We start from the raw sequence: 17627 nt of genomic DNA, 5'->3' as shown, positions 1-17627 counted from the left end.
CGACCGACAGATTAGAAGGCTGCTGCTCTATCCGCTGAGCTACGGGGGCCGGCGACCCCAGCTTAGCGAACCGGTGCGCGCGGTCTTTCGATCAGGCCTCCGTGGGCACATGTGCGGGGTCCGCCGGGCCCGGGCGCCGGGTCTGTCGACCGCGGATGGCGAGGCCGACTGCCGGGAAGATCAGCACCGAGCACATTCCGGCCGCCACGAGGGCGGCGGCGGTGCCGGTCGTGAGATCGCCGTGTTCCACACCGATGGCAGTCACGGCGACGATGATCGGCAGGCCCGTCGCGCCGAACAGCCCGGTGGCGATCCGGTCGCGGGGTGGTGAACCGGGCGGTGCCGCGAAGTACGAGGGGATGCCTCGCACGAGGATGAGCGCCACGATGAAGATGGGGATGAGCAGCAGCGTGGACGGGTCGGCGACGAGCGCCTCGAGGTCGAAGGTGACGCCCGTGGAGATGAAGAAGATCGGGACGAGCAGACCGTAGCCGACGCCTTCGAGCTTGCCCTCGACGGACTCGACATCGCGTTCGGGGGCTCCCGAGAGGAGGAGCCGGTACAGCACCCCGGCGGTGAACGCGCCGAGGAGCATGTCGAGGCCGAGCAGGGTGCTGAGCGCGGCGAGCGCCAGCAGGATAAACACGACCAGGCGCACCGCGAACTGCCCGCTCGTGTGCAGCGTGGCGGTGATGACCCGATGCATCCGTTTCCCGGCCCCTCGCGCGGCGAGCCAGATCGCGACCCCGGCGACGACGACGAAGAGCAGCAGCACGGATGCGGCCGCCGCGGGCGATCTGCCGCTGAGGAAGACCGAGATGGCGAGCAGCGGACCGAACTCGCCGACGGCACCGACGGCCAGGATGCCGACGCCGAACGCGGTGCGCAGATCGCCCGAGTCGCGCAGCACGGGCATGATCGTGCCGAGCGCCGTAGACGCGAGGGCGATGCCGATGAAGACGGCGGCGGAGAGATGCGGGGCGAGCAGTGCGGCGAGGCCGATGCCCGCGGCGAGCGAGATCACCCAGCCGACGCCCGCGCGCATGAGCGGCCGGCCTCGGATGGCGCGGAAGTCGATCTCATTCCCCGCCAGGAAGAACAGCATCGCGAGGCCGAAGTCGGCCAGCGCGGAGGCGACCTCGCCCGGCTGGATCCAGCCGAGGATCGCGGGACCGAAAAGCAGCCCGAGCAGGATCTCGAAGACGACGAGCGGCACGGGGAGCAGCCGTCCGACGAATCGCGCGATGATCGGTGCGATGACCGCGATCGCGGGGAAGAGGACGAGCGTGGTGAGCGAGAGGTCGAACGGCATCGTCCTCCCCTTTCTGGCAAGCGGCGCTGCGGAACTGCCGGGGCATTTGGCCTGATGCTAGCGGCGCGCAACCCCCTCCTACCCGTCGCATGACCGAAACATCCCGGCGGTAGGGTCGATTCATGCGCGAGCAGCAGGCAGCGATCATCGCCGAACTCAACGTGAGCCCGACCATCGTTCCCGCGGAGGAGGTGCGCCGACGCGTCGACTTCCTGAAGGACTACCTCCGACGATCGGGGGCCCGCGGGTTCGTGCTCGGCATCAGCGGCGGGCAGGACTCGACGCTCGCCGGCCGGCTCTGCGCACTCGCGGTCGATGAGCTCGGTGTCGAGGGGGTCGCGGCGCGGTTCGTCGCGGTGCGCCTGCCGTACGGCGTGCAGCGTGACGAGGACGACGCGCAGCTCGCCCTGTCGTTCATCCGCCCGCCCGAGACGGTGACGTTCAACATCAAGGACGGGGTCGATGGCGTCGCGACAGGGTTCGCCGCGGCGACCGGCACGCCGATCAGCGATTTCGGGAAGGGCAATGTCAAGGCGCGGGTGCGCATGATCGCGCAGTACGCCCTTGCCGGCGAGGGTGGTCTGCTCGTGGTCGGGACGGATCACGCCGCTGAGGCCGTGACCGGCTTCTTCACCAAGTTCGGTGACGGCGGAGCCGATGTGCTGCCGCTCACGGGGCTCACGAAGCGGCAGGGGCGCGCGCTGCTCGAGTACCTCGAGGCGCCGGAGCGGTTGTCCGCGAAGACGCCGACGGCCGATCTGCTCGACGAGGATCCCGGCCAGTCCGACGAGGCGAACCTCGGGCTCGAATATGCCGACATCGACGACTATCTCGAGGGGCGAGAGATCGACGACGTGGTCGCTGAGCGCCTCGAGCGGCGGTTCCTGCAGTCGCGGCACAAGCGCACCGTTCCGGCTTCGCTGTTCGATGCGTGGTGGCGAGACGACGCGAGCGCTCGCGTGGGGGAGTCGAAGCAGCGCGGGTGACGCAGGACGGCCGCGGGCGATGCCCGCGGCCGTCCGCTGTCCGAAGTGGCTGACCGGTCAGCGCAATTCCGTCAGCGGTCGGTGTCGCCGCCGACCGGCTGCGCCGGACGCAGGTTGACCGCGGTCGGTGCGCTGGCATCGACGTCGATCAGCGGCGCGGGCTCAGGCAGGGGCTCGGCGCGGTAGCGCTCGTGGTGCTGCTCGGCGACCCAGCTGTCCTGCTCGACCGCGAGGCTTTGCTCGGGCCGGGCGCTCTCGGCCCGCCAACCGGCGAGGTCGTTCTGGAACTGCTTCTTCGCCCGGCCGGGGTGACGCTGCCATTCGAGCAGTCGGTCGCGGAAATCGGTGACGGCGGGCTCCAACTGGTAGCCGAAGGTCGCGGAGGCGCGCTTCAGCTCGTGCAGCTGGTGTGCGGCCCAGTTCGCGGCGATGTCCGAGCCGCGGATGGGCAGGAGACGGACGTGGATGTCGGCCTGTCCGACGGCGCGGTCGGCGAGCACCTGCTCTTGCGGGGTGAGCGAGTTCCAGACGGATGCCTCGGTGGCCGCATCGACGAGCGCGGCGATGGCCGCGGTCTTCAGCTCGCGGTCGCGCTGGGTGACCATGCGCTTGACGGCCGCGCTGGAGATCCAGGCGGCGAGCAGACCGGCGATGACGACGGCCACGAAGAGCAGGATTGCGGCGAAGATCGCGGGACGGGCCGCGCTCGAGCCGAGCCAGGAGATGAGATCGTTCAGCCACTGCATGAGCGCAGGCTACTCGCGGACGTGGCTTGCGCCGGGCAACCGCGCTCGGCGTGCCGGGCCTGCGCCGCCGCGATCAGCGGAACACCTCGGCGGCGTCGCGCGACGTGGCGAACCGGCCGAGCTCGATCGCGTGCGCGAGCCCCGGACGTGCGCGGCGAGCGAGATAGCGCTCACCGTCCGCCGCGGCGACGCGCTCGATGTGGCCGAGCACGGTGCCGTCGGCCGTGGCCACGCGCCACAGGTTCGATCGCGCGGAGGCGAATCGCAGACCCGGGACGTCGGCGGGGAACCGCTCGGACCCGGACGCCGCACCGGCAGCGACGCGCGAACGGAACATGATCTCGGACATCGGTGACGCTCCTCTCATCGACGGCAGCCGGCCCTGCGTTCGTGCTCACGCTACGGGCGACCACCGACATCGCCCGGCGCTAGGCTGTGGCGATGGAGAGCTTCGTTCTGGGCGGTGGGTGTTTCTGGTGCCTCGATGCCGTGTACCGCACCCTGCGCGGGGTGCACGAGGTCGTCTCGGGGTATACGGGTGGTTCCGTGGCGGATCCGTCGTACGAAGCGGTCTGCACCGGGACGACCGGGCATGCCGAGGTGGTCAGGGTCGATTTCGATCCCGACGTGATTCCGGCCGACGTGATCCTCGACGTGTTCTTCACGCTCCACGACCCGCGTCAGCTCAACCGGCAGGGCAACGACATCGGCACCCAGTACCGTTCGGCGATGTACTTCGCCGATGACGAGCAGCGCGAGCGGTTCGAGCGCGTGCGCGAGCGCGCAGCCGGCTGGTGGGACGGCGAGATCGTGACGACCATCGAACCCCTCGGCGCGTTCTACCCGGCCGAGGAGTACCACCAGGACTTCTTCGCCAAGAACCCGGGCCAGGGCTATTGTCTCGCCGTCGCGCTTCCCAAGGTGAACAAGATCCGCCGCTCGTACGCCGACTACGTGGTCGCCTGAGACGTCCTCCACAGCCGTCTCGGAGACGGCGCGTTCCGCAATCTCGCTCCGCGGGCGATCGGATGCCTCGCCGGCACGGGATCCTCGTCGCACGACACCCGGGGCGATCCGGCACGAGCGCTCCGGGTGTCGTCGGCCGTCACCGTGGCGGTCGCCGACACAAGGAGCGAACATGTCCACCGATCTGATCACCGTCACCGGCGTCGTGGGGAGCGACCCACGAGCCATCGTCACGGGCCAGCAGCTGCCCATCACCTCATTCCGGCTCGCGTCGAGCCGTCGTTTCTACAACCGTGCAACGGGCGCGTGGGAAGACGCGGGCACCAATTGGTACACCGTCTCGGCGTTCCGGCAGCTCGCGTTCAACGCCAATGCCTCGCTGCGCAAGGGTGAACACGTCGTGGTGCACGGGCGGTTGAAGCAACGGCCGTGGCAAGCGGGCGACCGGGCGGGCGTCGCCATCGAGATCGAAGCCGACGCCATCGGGCACGACCTGTCATGGGGGATGACCCAGCTGCAGCGGCTCGAGCCGCCCAGGCGCGACGAGGCGAGCACTCCCGATCCGGCGAACACCTCGGATCACAACGACATCGACGACCTCGACGAGTCGGACGAGTTGGACGAGCTCGACGAGCCGGACGAGCTCGACGATGCGGGTGACGACGATGACCTCGACGAAGCCGACGAGGAGGAGGTGTCGGAGCTCGCCGGTTTCGCGAGCTGACCCGGCCCGACGGCCGTGCACCGCCCGTGCGGGCCGACCGCCTAGACTCGGCACGGGCGGTCGGTCTGCCGCCGGGACAGGGGAGACATGTCGAGGCGGTACCGCAAGTCGGTGGCTCTGGCGTTCGCCGGGGCCGCACTCATGATCGGGCTCGCAGGGTGCAGCTCCGCCAACCCTGAGCCGACCCCGAGCGCGACCCCCACGACCGAGCCCACCGAGACGCCGCCGCCCGCGCCCGTCTTCAGCCCTGACCTTTCGGCGAGTGAGAATCTCGCGTACTTCGACAGCGTGAATCAGGCGGTCGTCGCGGCCGACCCGAACGCCGGCGGCCGTGCGTTCATCGACGCGCTGGTCGCAGGAGGGTTCGACAAGGCGGCCATGCAGGTCACGGCCGATCGCACCACGATCGACGATCCGGCCGACTCCGTGCAGTTCTCGGTCGCGTTCCAGGGCGAGTGCCTCGTCGGCCAGTACGGTCCGAAGTCCGGCGGCTATCACGGCGCCGTGCGACCCATGCTCGGCACCGGCGCCTGCCTGGTCGGTCAGACGCGCCCCATAGACTGGTAGCAATATGGCTGAGTACATCTATTCGATGGTTCGCGCCCGCAAGGCGGTCGGCGACAAGGTGATCCTCGATGACGTCACGATGGCGTTCCTCCCGGGAGCGAAGATCGGCGTCGTCGGCCCGAACGGTGCGGGAAAGTCCACGATCCTCAAGATCATGGCCGGGCTCGACCAGCCCTCCAACGGAGAGGCGCGCCTGAGCCCCGGGTACTCGGTGGGCATCCTGATGCAGGAGCCCGAGCTCGACGAGTCGAAGACCGTGCTCGAGAACGTCCAAGAAGGCGTCGGCCCGATCAAGGGCAAGCTCGACCGGTTCAACGAGATCTCGCTCGCCATGGCCGACCCCGACGCCGACTTCGACACGCTGCTGGCCGAGATGGGCAAGCTGCAGGAAGAGATCGACGCAGCCGACGCCTGGGATCTCGACTCCCAGCTCGAGCAGGCGATGGACGCACTGCGCACCCCGCCGAGCGACACACCTGTCTCGGTGCTGTCGGGCGGTGAGAAGCGACGTGTCGCGCTCTGCAAGCTGCTGCTGCAGAAACCCGACCTGCTGCTGCTCGACGAGCCCACCAACCACCTCGACGCCGAGAGCGTGCTCTGGCTCGAGCAGCACCTCGCCAAGTACCCGGGCGCCGTGCTCGCCGTCACCCACGACCGGTACTTCCTCGACCACGTCGCGGAATGGATCTGCGAGGTCGACCGCGGCCGGCTGTACCCGTACGAGGGCAACTACTCGACGTATCTCGAGAAGAAGGCCGAGCGACTCGACGTCCAGGGCAAGAAGGACCAGAAGCTGCAGAAGCGGCTGAAAGACGAGCTCGAGTGGGTTCGCTCGAACGCCAAGGGCCGTCAGGCGAAGTCGAAGGCGCGTCTCGCCCGCTACGAAGAGATGGCGGCGGAGGCCGAGCGCACCAGGAAGCTCGACTTCGAGGAGATTCAGATCCCGCCGGGCCCGCGTCTCGGCGACGTCGTGCTCGAGGTGAAGAACCTCGAGAAGGGCTTCGGCGACCGCAAGCTCATCGACAAGCTCTCGTTCTCGCTGCCCCGCAACGGCATCGTCGGCATCATCGGCCCCAACGGCGTCGGCAAGTCCACGCTCTTCAAGACCATCGTCGGGTTCGAAGAGGTCGACGGCGGCACGGTGAAGGTCGGCGAGACCGTCAAGATCTCCTATGTCGATCAGTCGCGCACGGGCATCGACCCGAACAAGAACCTGTGGGAGGTCGTCTCCGACGGGCTCGACTACATCCAGGTCGGCAAGGCCGAGGTGCCGAGCCGTGCGTACGTCTCGACCTTCGGCTTCAAGGGACCCGACCAGCAGAAGCGGGCCGGCATCCTCTCGGGCGGCGAGCGCAACCGACTGAACCTCGCGCTCACGCTCAAGCAGGGCGGCAATCTCCTCCTGCTCGACGAGCCGACGAACGACCTCGACGTCGAGACGCTCTCGAGCCTCGAGAACGCGCTGCTGGAGTTCCCCGGGTGTGCGGTGGTCATCACGCACGACCGGTGGTTCCTCGACCGCATCGCGACCCACATCCTCGCCTACGAGGGCACGGAGGAGAACCCGGCGAACTGGTACTGGTTCGAGGGCAACTTCGAGGCGTACGAGCAGAACAAGATCGAACGTCTCGGCCCCGAAGCGGCCAAGCCGCATCGCTCCGCGTACCGCAAGCTCACCAGGGACTGACGGATGCGCCTGCACGTGCCGACGCCGCTCCGCTGGGGCGATCTCGACGCGTACGGCCACGTCAACAACGCCCGGATGCTGAGCCTCCTCGAGGAGGCTCGCATCCAGGCGTTCTGGGTGTCCGACGAGACGTCCGAGCATGCCGCGGGGGCCTCGACGGCCGTGATCGACGCTTCATCGGATCGCACGACGAACACGCTCATCGCGCGGCAAGAGGTCGAGTACCTCGCGCCGATCCCGTACCATCGCCAGCCGCTCGACATCGAGCTCTGGATCGGGCACATGGGCGGCGCGAGCCTCGAGGTCTGCTACGAGGTGTGGTCGCCCATCGGCGTCGCCCCGCGCACCTGCTACACGCGCGCCAGCACGACCATCGTCCTCGTGGACGTCGAGACCGCCCGGCCCCGCCGCATCTCCGAGCACGAACGGCAGGCCTGGTCGCCGTACGTCGAAGCCGCGCTCACCTTCCGGCGACGGTAGCCGGAACCCGGCGGCCGGCGACCGGCGCCGGCTGGCCGGAGTGGTACCTCGGTACCACTCCGCGTGCGGCGAAGAGCATTCCTGAGACGGACGCGCCAGTCCGTTCCTCCGGCCTACCGTTGACGCATGATCACGGCAGAAGGGCTCGTCAAACGCTACGGCGCGAAGACGGCCGTCAATGACATCAGCTTCACGGTGCGCCCCGGGCAGGTCACCGGCTTCCTCGGTCCGAACGGCGCGGGCAAGTCCACGACGATGCGCATGATCGTCGGACTCGACCGGCCGAGCGCCGGCCGGGTCACCGTCAACGGCCGGCCGTACGCCGCCCACCGCGCGCCGCTGCACGAGGTGGGCGCGTTGCTCGACGCGAAAGCCGTGCACACCGGCCGCACCGCCTACAACCACCTGCTCGCCATGGCCGCGACCCACGGCATCGGTGCGAGCCGGGTTCGTGAGGTCATCGAGCTCACGGGCCTCGAGACGGTCGCACGCAAGCGCGTCGGCGGTTTCTCCCTCGGCATGGGCCAGCGCCTCGGCATCGCCGCTGCGCTGCTCGGCGACCCGTCGACGCTCATCCTCGACGAGCCCGTGAACGGACTCGACCCCGAGGGCGTCCTCTGGGTGCGGCGCCTCGTCCGGAGCCTCGCCGCCGAGGGCCGGACGGTCTTCCTCTCCTCGCACCTCATGAGCGAGATGGCGCTCACCGCGGATCACCTCGTCGTGATCGGCCGCGGGGAGATCATCGCCGACGCGCCCGTGTCCGACGTCATCGCCGGCAGCACTCAGGTGCGCACCCGCGTGCGCTCGCCGCACGCCTCGCAGCTCGCGGACCTGCTCGCGGCGCCCGACGTCGCCATCGTGCGCGCCGAGGCCGGCGTGCTCGACATCACCGGCGTCGAGGCCGCACGCATCGGCGACCTCGCCGCGCAGCACGGCATCGCGCTGCACGAGCTCACCCCGCAGAGCGCGTCGCTCGAGGAGGCCTACATGGCACTCACCGCCGACGCCGTCGAGTACCGAACGGAGGCCGTCCGATGACCACGACCCTGCCCCAGCCCACCGCCGCATCGCGCACGGCTCCCGAAAGCTCGCTGAGCTTCGCCGGTGTCCTGCGGTCCGAGTGGATCAAGTTGCGGAGCCTGCGCTCGACGGTCTGGTCGTATGCCATCGTCATCGTCATCGCCCTGGGCATGGCGCTCATCATGTCGCTCAGCCTGGTGAACGGCATGGGCGGTGTGAACCGCGGGGGAGACCTCGCCGCCATGCCGGTCGAACAGCAGGTCGCCCTCGTCGTGCAGTCCACGACGTTCGGCGTCCTGTTCGGCCAGCTCGTCGCGGGAGTCCTCGGCGTGCTGGTCATCACCGGCGAGTACTCGACGGGGATGATCCGCTCGACGCTCACGGCCGTTCCGAGGCGCACGCCGGCGCTGGCCGCGAAGGCGGTCGTCCTGTTCGTCTCGACGTTCGTGGTCGGCCTCGTCGCCACGCTCGGCGCGTACGGCGTGACCTCGATCGTCGTCGCCGGCAGCGGGGTCTCGGTCAGCCTGCTGGAGCCCGCGATCTTCCTCCCGGTGCTGGGCGCAGCCCTGTACCTGGCGCTCGTCGCCGTGTTCGCGCTCGCGATCGGCACCATCGTGCGGAGCAGCGCGGGTGGCATCGCCGCGGTGCTGGGCCTCATCCTGCTCCTGCCGACCGTCCTGCAGATGATCCCGGCGGAATGGCCCGGCGAGGTCATCCCGTACCTCATCGGTTCGGCGGGCACCGGGATCTTCATGTCGGCGACCGCCTGGCCGGCCGGTGACGAGCTCGGCGCCTGGGTGAGCCTCTTCGTCGTGCTCGGCTGGGTCGTCGCCGCGATGGCGGGTGCGCTCGCGCTCCTCAAGCGACGGGACGCGTAGAGTCCACAGCATGACGGATGCGCCATACGCCCCCGGCGTCCGGATCTCGGACGCCGGGGGCACGCCCCGTCTTCCGCGACCTCCCGGGGTGATCCGGCGGTTCTGGGCGAGGCATCCGTGGCTCACCGACTCGCTCATCGCCGGGTTCTACCTCCTGCCCACCTTCATCGGCTCGGCGGTCGGCGACCCGGCGCTCCCGCCCGCGTGGATCGTCGCGCTCCGCCTCGTCGCCGTCGTGGTCGCCGGCGCGGCGATCCTGCTGTTCCGGCGCCGGCGACCGTGGCTGCTGCTCTTCATCGCCTGGGCGGTCTGCCTGGTCGTCTTCCCGTACGGGGTCGTCGACACGTTCCCGATCCTGCTCGCGCTGTACGCCCTGGCCGTGTACCGCTCGACCAAGTCCGCGTGGCTCGGGTTCGCCGGCTCGGTCGCCGTGGCGACGCTCGCGAGCTACCTCGACGTGTGGGCGCAGCACCTCGGGGCCCCCGCGACCGGCCCGGACACCGTGGCCTCCGCGTCGCAGCACACCGTGCTCATGCTCATCGCCACGCTCATCGGGGTGACCGTCGGCAATCGCCGCCGGTACGTCGACGCGCTCATCGCCCGCGCCCACGACCTGGCCCGCGAGCGCGACCAGCAGGCGCGGCTCGCGGCCGCGATGGAACGGGCGCGGATCGCGCGCGAGATGCATGACATCGTCTCGCACGGCCTCACCGTGATGGTGACCCTCGCCGCGGGCTCCGCCGCGGTCGCACCGCGGGATCCGGATCGAGCGGCCGAGACCATGGAACGCGTGGCGGAGACCGGTCGGTCGGCGTTGGCCGACATGCGTCGTATGCTCGGCGTCCTCGCGGCCAGCCCCGATCCTGCCGAAGCGCCCGCCGAGCTCAGCCCGATGCCGGGCACGGCCGGCATCCCCGTGCTCGTCGAGACGTTCCGGGCGGCGGGCCTGCCGGTGCGGCTCACGACCGCGGGCCCGCAGCTGACCGACCCCAACCTCGAGCTGACCGTGTATCGCATCGTGCAGGAGTCTCTGACGAACACGCTCCGCCATGCGGTACGTCCGTCGCAGGTCGAGGTGCTCATCGAGCAGTCCGAGGGCGTGGTGGAGGTCCGGGTGACGGACGACGGCGTCCGCGCGTCAGACGATGACGGAGGTGCGGACCTCGCCCCCGCGGAGGCCGGCGGCCGGGGGCTGGTCGGCATGCGCGAGCGGGTCCTGCTCTACGGCGGGTCCTTCGGGGCCGGCCCGCGATCGCGCGGCGGCTGGGAAGTCCGCGCCACGATGCGCGCTGAGCCCACGATCCGAGAGGATGAGCTGTGACCCGCCACGACCGTCCGGTCGGCGCCCACCCGACCGCCGCCGCCCCGATCCGGGTCGGCATCGTCGACGATCAGGCGCTCGTCCGCACCGGGTTCCGCATGGTGCTCGAATCGGAGCCGGGCATCGAGGTCGTCGGTGAGGCCTCGGATGGCGACGAGGCAGTCGCGCTCGTCGCGACCGCCGAGGTCGACGTCCTGCTGATGGACGTGCGGATGCCTCGGGTCGACGGCATCGCCGCGACGCGCGCGGTCGTGGCAGAAGGACGCGCGACGCGCGTGATCGTGCTCACCACGTTCGATCTCGACGAGTACGCCTTCGGCGCGTTGCGAGCCGGAGCGAGCGGCTTCCTGCTGAAGGACGTGCGGCCGGCCGAGCTCGTCGATGCGATCCGTACGGTCCACGCGGGCGATGCGGCGCTCGCCCCGCGTGTGACCCGCCGCATGATCGAGCTGTTCGCCGATGCGCTGCCGAGCAGCACGGCCGATCGCCCGTCGCTCGCCGTCTTCGCGGCGCTGACACCGCGCGAGCTGGAGGTGCTCGCCGCCGTCGCCGAAGGCGCGAGCAACACCGAGATCGGCGCGCGGCTCTTCCTCTCGGAGTCGACCGTGAAGACCCACGTCGGGCGGCTCTTGCAGAAGCTCGAGGCACGCGACCGCGTCCACCTCGTCATCCTGGCGTACGAGCACGGATTCGTCCGGCAGTCGCCACGTGACGGCCGGTGAGCGACCCGCCGACTCACTCGAGCGGATCCTCCGAGAAGCTCCCCTCCCAGACCGCGCGGCTTCCGGACTCGCCGATGAGGATGAGCGTCCACGTCGCGCCGGCACCGACCCCGAGCGCCCCCAGGGTGAGCAGCGCGCTCATCCCGATCACGGCGGCCCTGACGGGTTGCCCGTTCGGGCGCCGGCGCCCGAGCAGTTCGACGATCGCCCAGCCCGCGACCACCACCGCGACCGCGAGGAGCCCGATCGCACACGGCACCAGGGTCTCGCCGCGCCCGGTGTGCACCTCGATGAGCGGGGCGGGCGGTACCCGCTGCTGCAACCACTTGCCCGCTTCCACGGTCACCAGGACCAGCGGCAGCAGGAGCGCGGCGAGGACCAGGCACGGAAGCCACAGCACCCGCCTGGCGGCCGGCCACGCGCCGACGACGACGAGCAGCAGCACCAGCAGCGGCACCAGGACGAGCACGGCGTGCACGAGCAGCACGTGCAGCGGCAGCCCTGCGAACACGTAGTCCATCAGGTCACCGCGTCCATCACGCGCCCGCGACGATCCGGTCGCCCTCGACCCGCACCTCGATGGGTGGGAGGGGATCGATCGCGGGGCCCTGCAGCACGTCGCCGGTCGCCGCGTCGTACACCGAGCCGTGACACGGGCACTCGAACCGATCGCCTGCCGCGCCGACGACGCAGCCCTGATGCGTGCAGATCGCGCTGAAGGCAACGACCTGTCCCGCTTCGGGCTGGGCGAGCAGCGCGGGATCGCCGTCGATCTCCACACCGACGCTGCCGCCGACCGGCACCTCCGAGAGCGCGGCGATCTCCCCGCCCGCCGCGGCGGAGCCGCCGCCCTCCGAGGCCGGCGGCACCCCCGAGGCATCCGTCGTCGCCGGGGCATCCGTCTCACCACCCGGCCCGCACCCGGCGAGGGTCAGTGCGCCCGCCGCGGCGCCCGTGCCGCCGATGACCAGCATCGTCCGTCTTGAGAGTTCCGTTCCACGTGCCATGATGCACCGCCTCTCGGTGCCGTGCCCCGCTGCGCGGCACCCGTGGTGCCATTGTGGCGGTCGATGCCCGCGCGCGGAAGAGCTCCGCCCCGCGCGGACGGCCTCCGGCGTCGCGCCGGGGTCAGTCGCGGTCCAGGAACTCCCGAGGCGCCCGGATCATGCCCTCCTGGGCGACCGACGCGACCAGCTCGCCTGCGCGCGTGTAGATGCGGCCGAGGGAGAGTCCACGGCCGCCGCGTGCCGCGGGCGACTCCTGGGTGAACAGCAGCCACTCGTCGGCGCGGGCCGTGCGGTGCCACCACATCGCGTGATCGAGGCTCGCGACCTTGAGCCCCGGGGTCGCCCAGGCGACCCCGTGCGCGCGCAGGATCGGTTCGAGGATCGAATAGTCGCTCGCGTAGGCGAGGGCCGCACGGTGCAGCTTGGGGTCGTCGGGGAGCGGTCCGATGGCGCGCATCCACACGGCCTGCCGGGGGACACGTTCGCCGTCGACGCGCAGGTAGACGGGCGACGGGACGTGCCTGATGTCGAAGGCGCGCTCCTTCGACCAGTACTGCGCGACCTCGTGATCGATCCCGCCGAGCACCTCGGCCGCCGAGGGCAGGGACTCGGGGTCGGGAAGGTCTTCCGGCATGGCGGACTCGTGCTCGAGGCCCTCGTCCTCCGTCTGGAACGAGGCGATGAGCGACAGGATCGGCAGGCCCTGCTGGAACGCCTGGGTGCGGCGGGTCGAGAACGACCGGCCGTCGTGGATGCGGTCGACCGAGAAGGTGATCGGGTGCGCGGTGTCGCCCGGCCGCAGGAAGTAGCCGTGCATCGAGTGCAGGGGCCGGTCGTCGTCGACGGTGTGCGTGGCCGCGACGAGCGACTGGGCGAGCACCTGCCCGCCGAAGACGCGGCCCATCGGCATCCACTGCGACGGGCCGGTGAAGATGTCCTCGGTCGTGCGGGCACCGGTGTCGGTGAGCTGCAACGTGCGCAGGAGTCCCTCGATGGGGCTGTTCATCGTTCCTCCGTAGGGGCGCGGCGTGCCGCGCACGCACGCACGCACGCACGACGGCCGCTGCGAAGTGGACGGCGCTCTCTTGGTAGTTTAGACAGAGATGGTCCAGCAACTGACGCTCGCCGACGGCCTCGCGCTCGGCGACCTGCACACCTACCTGCAGCGCGCCGGTCGCGTGGAGGACGGCTCGGTGCGCCTCATGGCGGGCGCCGGGATCCTCGCGGTCTACACGGCGATCGTGTACCCGCGCGGCATCCTCGACGAGAGCCCCACCGTGCTCGGGCTGCGCACGTTCGCCCTCGTCGACACCGAGGACTTCGACGCGGTCGTGCCCATGCGTTCGCTCCTCGACCGCGTGACCCGGGCGCACGACGCGTTCGTGAACGACCCCGAGGGTCGCCCGGTGCCCATGACCCGGCCCGCCGAGGTCAACACGGTGACCTGGGCCGGCATCTCGCCCCCGCGGGGCGGCTGGCGCGCGGTCGGCGAGACCGCCGCGCCGACGCTCGAGGCGGCGGCCCGTGCCGGCATCGACGAGGTGGCCGCGGCGATCCCGTCGGGCACGGGCGAGCAGCTCGTCCAGCGCGTGCGCAGCGAGGTGTGGGGGCGCGGCATCGATGGTCTCGAGTACGTGCCGGCCGGAGCGGCCTTCGCGGCGTTCAGCCTCGGATTCCTCGGCGACGACCGGATCGGCGTGTTCGAGACCGGCCCGTGGACGCGATTGAGCTCCCGGCGCGGGCACGTGCTCGTGCGCCAGCGGCCGTGGAGCCTCAAGGGCTGAGCGCGCCCGAGCGCGAGCGGACACGACGAGGCCGCCGGCCGCTCAGGCCCGGGCGATCGCCCGTCCGGCCGCGCGTCCCGTGAACAGGCATCCGCCGAGGAACGTCCCCTCGAGCGCTCGGTACCCGTGCACGCCGCCGCCGCCGAAACCCGCGGCCTCGCCCGCGGCGAACAGCCCGGGGACCGGCGTCCCGTCGGCGCCGAGCGCACGCGAGTCGAGGTCGGTCTGGATGCCGCCGAGCGTCTTGCGGGTCAGCAGATGCAGTCGCACCGCGATGAGCGGCCCGGCCTCCGGGTCGAGGATGCGGTGGGGTGGCGCCACACGGATCAGCCGGTCGCCGCGGTAGGCGCGTGCCGCGCGGATCGCGGCCAGCTGGAGGTCCTTCGAGAACTCATGATCGAGCTCGCGGTCGCGCGCCCGGATCTCGCGCTCGATGTTCTCCGTGTCGAGCGGCGCCTCACCCGAGAGTCCCTGCATGCCGGCGAGCAGCTCGGGCAGGGTGTCGGCGACGACGAAGTCGACGCCGCGGCGCTTGAACGCCTCGACCGGAGCCGGTGCACCCGACCCGAGCCGCTGCGCGAGCAGCCGCAGGTCCTTTCCCGTGAGGTCGGGGTTCTGCTCGCTGCCCGAGAGCGCGAACTCCTTCTCGATGATCCGCTGCGTGAGCACGAACCACGAGTGGGAGTACCCGGTGGCGGCGAGGTGCTCGAGCGTGCCGAGCGTGTCGAATCCCGGGTAGAGCGGCACCGGCAGCCGGTGTCCCGTCGCGTCGAACCACAGCGAGGACGGCCCGGGCAGGATGCGGATGCCGTGCAGCGGCCACACAGGGTCGAAGTTCGTGATGCCCTCGGTGTAGTGCCACATGCGGTCGCCGTTCACGAGCCTGGCGCCCGCGGTCTCGGCGATGGGCAGCATGCGGCCGTCGACGTGCGCCGGCACTCCGGAGAGCATGGCGACGGGCGGCTCGCCCATGCGCGTCGGCCAGTACTTGCGGACGAGCTCGTGGTTGCCGCCGATGCCGCCCGAGGCGATGACGACCGCGGGCGCGCGCAGCTCGAACTCGCCGACCTCGTCGCGGCTGCTGGACTGTCCGCGACCGGCTGGATCGTCGGCGAGGACCGCGCCGCGCACGCCGACGACCGCCCCGCCCTCGACGATGAGCTCGTCGACGCGATGCCGATGGCGCAGCGTCACGAGCCCGGCGGCCGCGCCGGCCTGCACGCGCGCGACGAACGGCGCGAGGACGCCCGGCCCCGTGCCCCATGCGATGTGGAAGCGCGGCACCGAGTTGCCGTGCCCCGCCGGCCGGCCGTCGCCGCGTTCGGCCCAGCCCACGACGGGAAAGAACCGGACGCCCTTCTCGTGCAGCCAGGCCCGTTTCTCGCCGGCCGCGAACTCGAGGTACGCCTCGGCCCAGCGCCGGCCCCAGACGTCGTCGTCGCGGTCCCAGGCCGCCGAGCCCTCCCAGTCCTGCCGGGCGAGCTCGAGCGAGTCGTGCACGCCCATGCGGCGCTGCTCGGGGGAGTCGACGAGGAAGAGCCCGCCGAACGACCAGTGCGCCTGGCCGCCGAGGCTCGCGGCGGGCTCCTGGTCGACGATGACGACGCGTGCGCCGGCGTCGACGAGCTCGGACGCGGCGACCAGACCCGCGAGGCCCGCGCCCACGATGATCGCGTCGGGGGCGGGTGCAGCGACGGAAGCGGCCACGGTGACTCCTTCGTCTCGGCCGGGAACAGCGGTGCAGCAGCGGTTCAGTCGTCGAAGGTGTTGACCATCGCGAACGCCGCTCGTTGCAGGTAGTCCCAGAGGGTCTCCTCCGCGAGCGGAGGGAGCTCAAGCGTATCGACCGCGGCCCGCATGTGTGCAAGCCAGCGGTCGCGCGCGTCGGGGTTCACCTTGAACGGCAGGTGCCGCATGCGGAGCCGCGGGTGCCCGCGCTCGGCGCTGTACGTGCCCGGCCCGCCCCAGTACTGCTCGAGGAACAGCTGCAGCCGCCGTGCGGCGGGGCCGAGGTCCTCCTCGGGGTACATGGGCTTCAGCACGGGGTCGCCGGCGACGCCGCGGTAGAACTCGGTCACGAGCTTCTCGAACGTCGCGCTGCCGCCCACGGACTCGTAGAACGACTGGCCGAGCGCGGGCCCGTGCTCGCTGCCGCGGAGCGGCAGGCTCGCGGGTCGCACGGGTCCGGCCGCTTCGGGCGGGACCACGGCGCCGACCGGCGCGGTCGGCTCGAGCGGGGCGGATGCCTCGGGTCGGGCGGATGTCTCGGGTCGGGCGGATGCCTCGGGGGGCACGGATGCCTCGGGGGCGGCCGGTTCGGTCATGATGGGCCTCCACTCGGCGGGGTCGGCGGGGTCGGCGGGTTCTTCGGGGTGCGGCCGAGGCGCGGTGCGCGCGGCGCCTTCGGTCGCTTGCCCTGGTTCTCGGGCAGGACCGTGTTCGAGGTCTTCGGCGGCCGGGCGCCCTTCACCCGCGTCACGCCTTCGAGGCCGCTCAGGACCACGGAGCTGAGGCTCGGCATCTTCACGCCCATGCCGTCGACCGTGCGCTTGAGCCGGACGCGCAGCTCGCGCGCGACGTCGTCCTTCGACGCGGCGCGCACCTTCATGACGACGCGGATGACCATGGCGTCGTCGGAGATCGACTCGAGGCCCCACACCTCGGGCTTCTCGACGATGCGCGAGCGCCACTTCGGGGTGTTCGCGAGCTCGTTCGCGCTCTTCAGCAGCTCGGCCTCGACCTCCTCGATATCGGCGTCGTACGGCACCGCGAGATCCACGATCACCCGGGCCCAGCCCTGCGAGAGGTTGCCGACCCGGAGGATCTCGCCGTTGCGGACGAACCACAGCGTCCCGTTCACGTCACGGACGGTCGTGATGCGAATGCGCACGGCCTCGACGATGCCCGTCGCGGGCCCGAGGTCGACGATGTCACCCACGCCGAGCTGATCCTCGACGACCATGAAGAGGCCGTTGAGCGCGTCCTTCACGATGTTCTGCGCACCGAAGCCGAGGCCGGCGCCGATCGCGGCCGAGAGCAGCGCGAAGGAGCCGAGGATCTCGGAGTTGATGGTCGCGACGATCATGAGGGTGACCACGATGAACAGCGTCACGTTGACGACGTTCGTGAGCACCGACCCGAGCGTGCGCGTGCGCTGCACGACCCGCACGGCCGCGAGCGGCGACGCCTGCAGGGCCTGGGTGTCGGTGACCTGTTCCTTCTTCTTCACGCCCGACACCACGCGGTTGACGACCCGTTCGATCACGAAGTGCAGGATCCAGCGCACGAGCAGCGCGATCGCGAGGATGATCAGCACCGCGACGAGCTTGCCGACGATCATGCTCCAGTTCTCGGCCCACCACGCACCGATGCCGCTGAGCGTGTCGGCGTCGATCGGGGTGTCGGGGGCGGGGCTTTCCAGGCGCAT

Annotated in this window: 20 protein-coding genes and 1 tRNA gene (1 of these 21 cut by a window edge); 11 read left to right on the top strand and 10 right to left on the bottom strand. The window is 70.9% G+C overall.

Annotated elements, in window-relative coordinates; genetic code table 11:
• Both RH864_RS08620 and RH864_RS08615 read right to left on the bottom strand, forming a co-directional pair.
• Positions 1-49, bottom strand: a tRNA-Arg gene (locus RH864_RS08620); it reaches 127 nt to the left of the window's first position.
• 42 nt (positions 50-91) lie between these two features.
• Positions 92-1312, bottom strand: coding sequence for a cation:proton antiporter (locus RH864_RS08615; protein WP_310517131.1), 1221 nt, complete (start codon positions 1310-1312; stop codon positions 92-94).
• Between the two features lie 122 nt (positions 1313-1434).
• Here RH864_RS08615 and nadE point away from each other — a divergent pair, with 122 nt between their 5' ends.
• The gene (nadE, locus tag RH864_RS08610; protein ID WP_310517130.1) at positions 1435-2298 is read left to right on the top strand and encodes an ammonia-dependent NAD(+) synthetase; all 864 of its coding nucleotides are present in this window, start codon (positions 1435-1437) and stop codon (positions 2296-2298) included.
• Positions 2299-2369: 71 nt separating this feature from the next.
• Here nadE and RH864_RS08605 read toward each other — a convergent pair whose 3' ends face one another.
• Positions 2370-3044 (bottom strand): hypothetical protein, encoded by a 675-nt coding sequence (locus RH864_RS08605; protein ID WP_310517129.1) that lies wholly within the window; start codon positions 3042-3044, stop codon positions 2370-2372.
• Positions 3045-3117: 73 nt separating this feature from the next.
• Entirely contained in the window at positions 3118-3393 is a 276-nt protein-coding gene (locus tag RH864_RS08600) for a hypothetical protein (RefSeq protein WP_310517128.1), read from the bottom strand.
• Positions 3394-3485: 92 nt separating this feature from the next.
• Here RH864_RS08600 and msrA point away from each other — a divergent pair, with 92 nt between their 5' ends.
• The 9 genes from msrA (at position 3486) to RH864_RS08555 (ending at position 11409) form a co-directional block, all read left to right on the top strand.
• On the top strand, positions 3486-4010 hold the full coding sequence (gene msrA / locus RH864_RS08595) for a peptide-methionine (S)-S-oxide reductase MsrA (protein WP_310517127.1): 525 nt from the start codon (positions 3486-3488) through the stop codon (positions 4008-4010).
• A 172-nt stretch (positions 4011-4182) separates the two neighbouring features.
• On the top strand, positions 4183-4734 hold the full coding sequence (locus RH864_RS08590; RefSeq protein WP_310517126.1) for a single-stranded DNA-binding protein: 552 nt from the start codon (positions 4183-4185) through the stop codon (positions 4732-4734).
• Between the two features lie 87 nt (positions 4735-4821).
• The gene (locus tag RH864_RS08585; protein ID WP_310517125.1) at positions 4822-5301 is read left to right on the top strand and encodes a DUF6993 domain-containing protein; all 480 of its coding nucleotides are present in this window, start codon (positions 4822-4824) and stop codon (positions 5299-5301) included.
• Positions 5302-5305: 4 nt separating this feature from the next.
• The gene (ettA, locus tag RH864_RS08580; protein ID WP_310517124.1) at positions 5306-6988 is read left to right on the top strand and encodes an energy-dependent translational throttle protein EttA; all 1683 of its coding nucleotides are present in this window, start codon (positions 5306-5308) and stop codon (positions 6986-6988) included.
• Between the two features lie 3 nt (positions 6989-6991).
• Positions 6992-7468 (top strand): acyl-CoA thioesterase, encoded by a 477-nt coding sequence (locus RH864_RS08575; protein ID WP_310517123.1) that lies wholly within the window; start codon positions 6992-6994, stop codon positions 7466-7468.
• A 126-nt stretch (positions 7469-7594) separates the two neighbouring features.
• Positions 7595-8506 (top strand): ABC transporter ATP-binding protein, encoded by a 912-nt coding sequence (locus RH864_RS08570; protein WP_310517122.1) that lies wholly within the window; start codon positions 7595-7597, stop codon positions 8504-8506.
• On the top strand, positions 8503-9366 hold the full coding sequence (locus tag RH864_RS08565) for an ABC transporter permease subunit (RefSeq protein WP_310517121.1): 864 nt from the start codon (positions 8503-8505) through the stop codon (positions 9364-9366). The genes RH864_RS08570 and RH864_RS08565 overlap by 4 nt, the downstream gene beginning before the upstream one ends.
• Before the next feature lie 10 nt (positions 9367-9376).
• Positions 9377-10687, top strand: coding sequence for a sensor histidine kinase (locus tag RH864_RS08560; protein ID WP_310517120.1), 1311 nt, complete (start codon positions 9377-9379; stop codon positions 10685-10687).
• A gap of 98 nt (positions 10688-10785) precedes the next feature.
• Positions 10786-11409 carry a response regulator gene (locus tag RH864_RS08555; RefSeq protein ID WP_396129956.1) on the top strand — a complete coding sequence of 208 codons (624 nt, stop codon included), beginning with the start codon at positions 10786-10788 and terminating at the stop codon, positions 11407-11409.
• Positions 11410-11422: 13 nt separating this feature from the next.
• Here the strand turns inward: RH864_RS08555 and RH864_RS08550 are convergent, their stop codons facing one another.
• From RH864_RS08550 to RH864_RS08540, 3 genes are all read right to left on the bottom strand, one after another.
• Positions 11423-11929, bottom strand: a complete 507-nt coding sequence (locus RH864_RS08550; RefSeq protein ID WP_310517118.1) for a hypothetical protein — start codon at positions 11927-11929, stop codon at positions 11423-11425.
• A gap of 16 nt (positions 11930-11945) precedes the next feature.
• Complete coding sequence (locus tag RH864_RS08545) at positions 11946-12416, bottom strand: QcrA and Rieske domain-containing protein (protein ID WP_310517117.1); 471 nt, start codon at positions 12414-12416, stop codon at positions 11946-11948.
• A 121-nt stretch (positions 12417-12537) separates the two neighbouring features.
• Complete coding sequence (locus RH864_RS08540) at positions 12538-13422, bottom strand: acyl-CoA thioesterase (protein WP_310517116.1); 885 nt, start codon at positions 13420-13422, stop codon at positions 12538-12540.
• Between the two features lie 97 nt (positions 13423-13519).
• Between RH864_RS08540 and RH864_RS08535 the strand changes: the two genes are divergently transcribed.
• Positions 13520-14200, top strand: a complete 681-nt coding sequence (locus RH864_RS08535) for a hypothetical protein (protein WP_310517115.1) — start codon at positions 13520-13522, stop codon at positions 14198-14200.
• A 42-nt stretch (positions 14201-14242) separates the two neighbouring features.
• On the opposite strand, the gene RH864_RS08530 is transcribed toward RH864_RS08535, so the two are convergent.
• The 3 genes from RH864_RS08530 to RH864_RS08520 form a co-directional block, all read right to left on the bottom strand.
• Entirely contained in the window at positions 14243-15907 is a 1665-nt protein-coding gene (locus RH864_RS08530) for an FAD-binding dehydrogenase (RefSeq protein ID WP_310517114.1), read from the bottom strand.
• A gap of 44 nt (positions 15908-15951) precedes the next feature.
• Positions 15952-16365 carry a globin gene (locus RH864_RS08525; protein ID WP_310517261.1) on the bottom strand — a complete coding sequence of 138 codons (414 nt, stop codon included), beginning with the start codon at positions 16363-16365 and terminating at the stop codon, positions 15952-15954.
• Positions 16366-16520: 155 nt separating this feature from the next.
• Positions 16521-17627, bottom strand: a complete 1107-nt coding sequence (locus tag RH864_RS08520) for a mechanosensitive ion channel family protein (RefSeq protein WP_310517113.1) — start codon at positions 17625-17627, stop codon at positions 16521-16523.

The sequence above is a fragment of the Agromyces aerolatus genome (genome assembly GCF_031432255.1).
Classification (GTDB): Bacteria; Actinomycetota; Actinomycetes; order Actinomycetales; family Microbacteriaceae; genus Agromyces.
The sequence above is the reverse complement of the archived record's forward strand: the minus strand, read 5'-3'. Positions and strand labels throughout refer to the sequence as shown.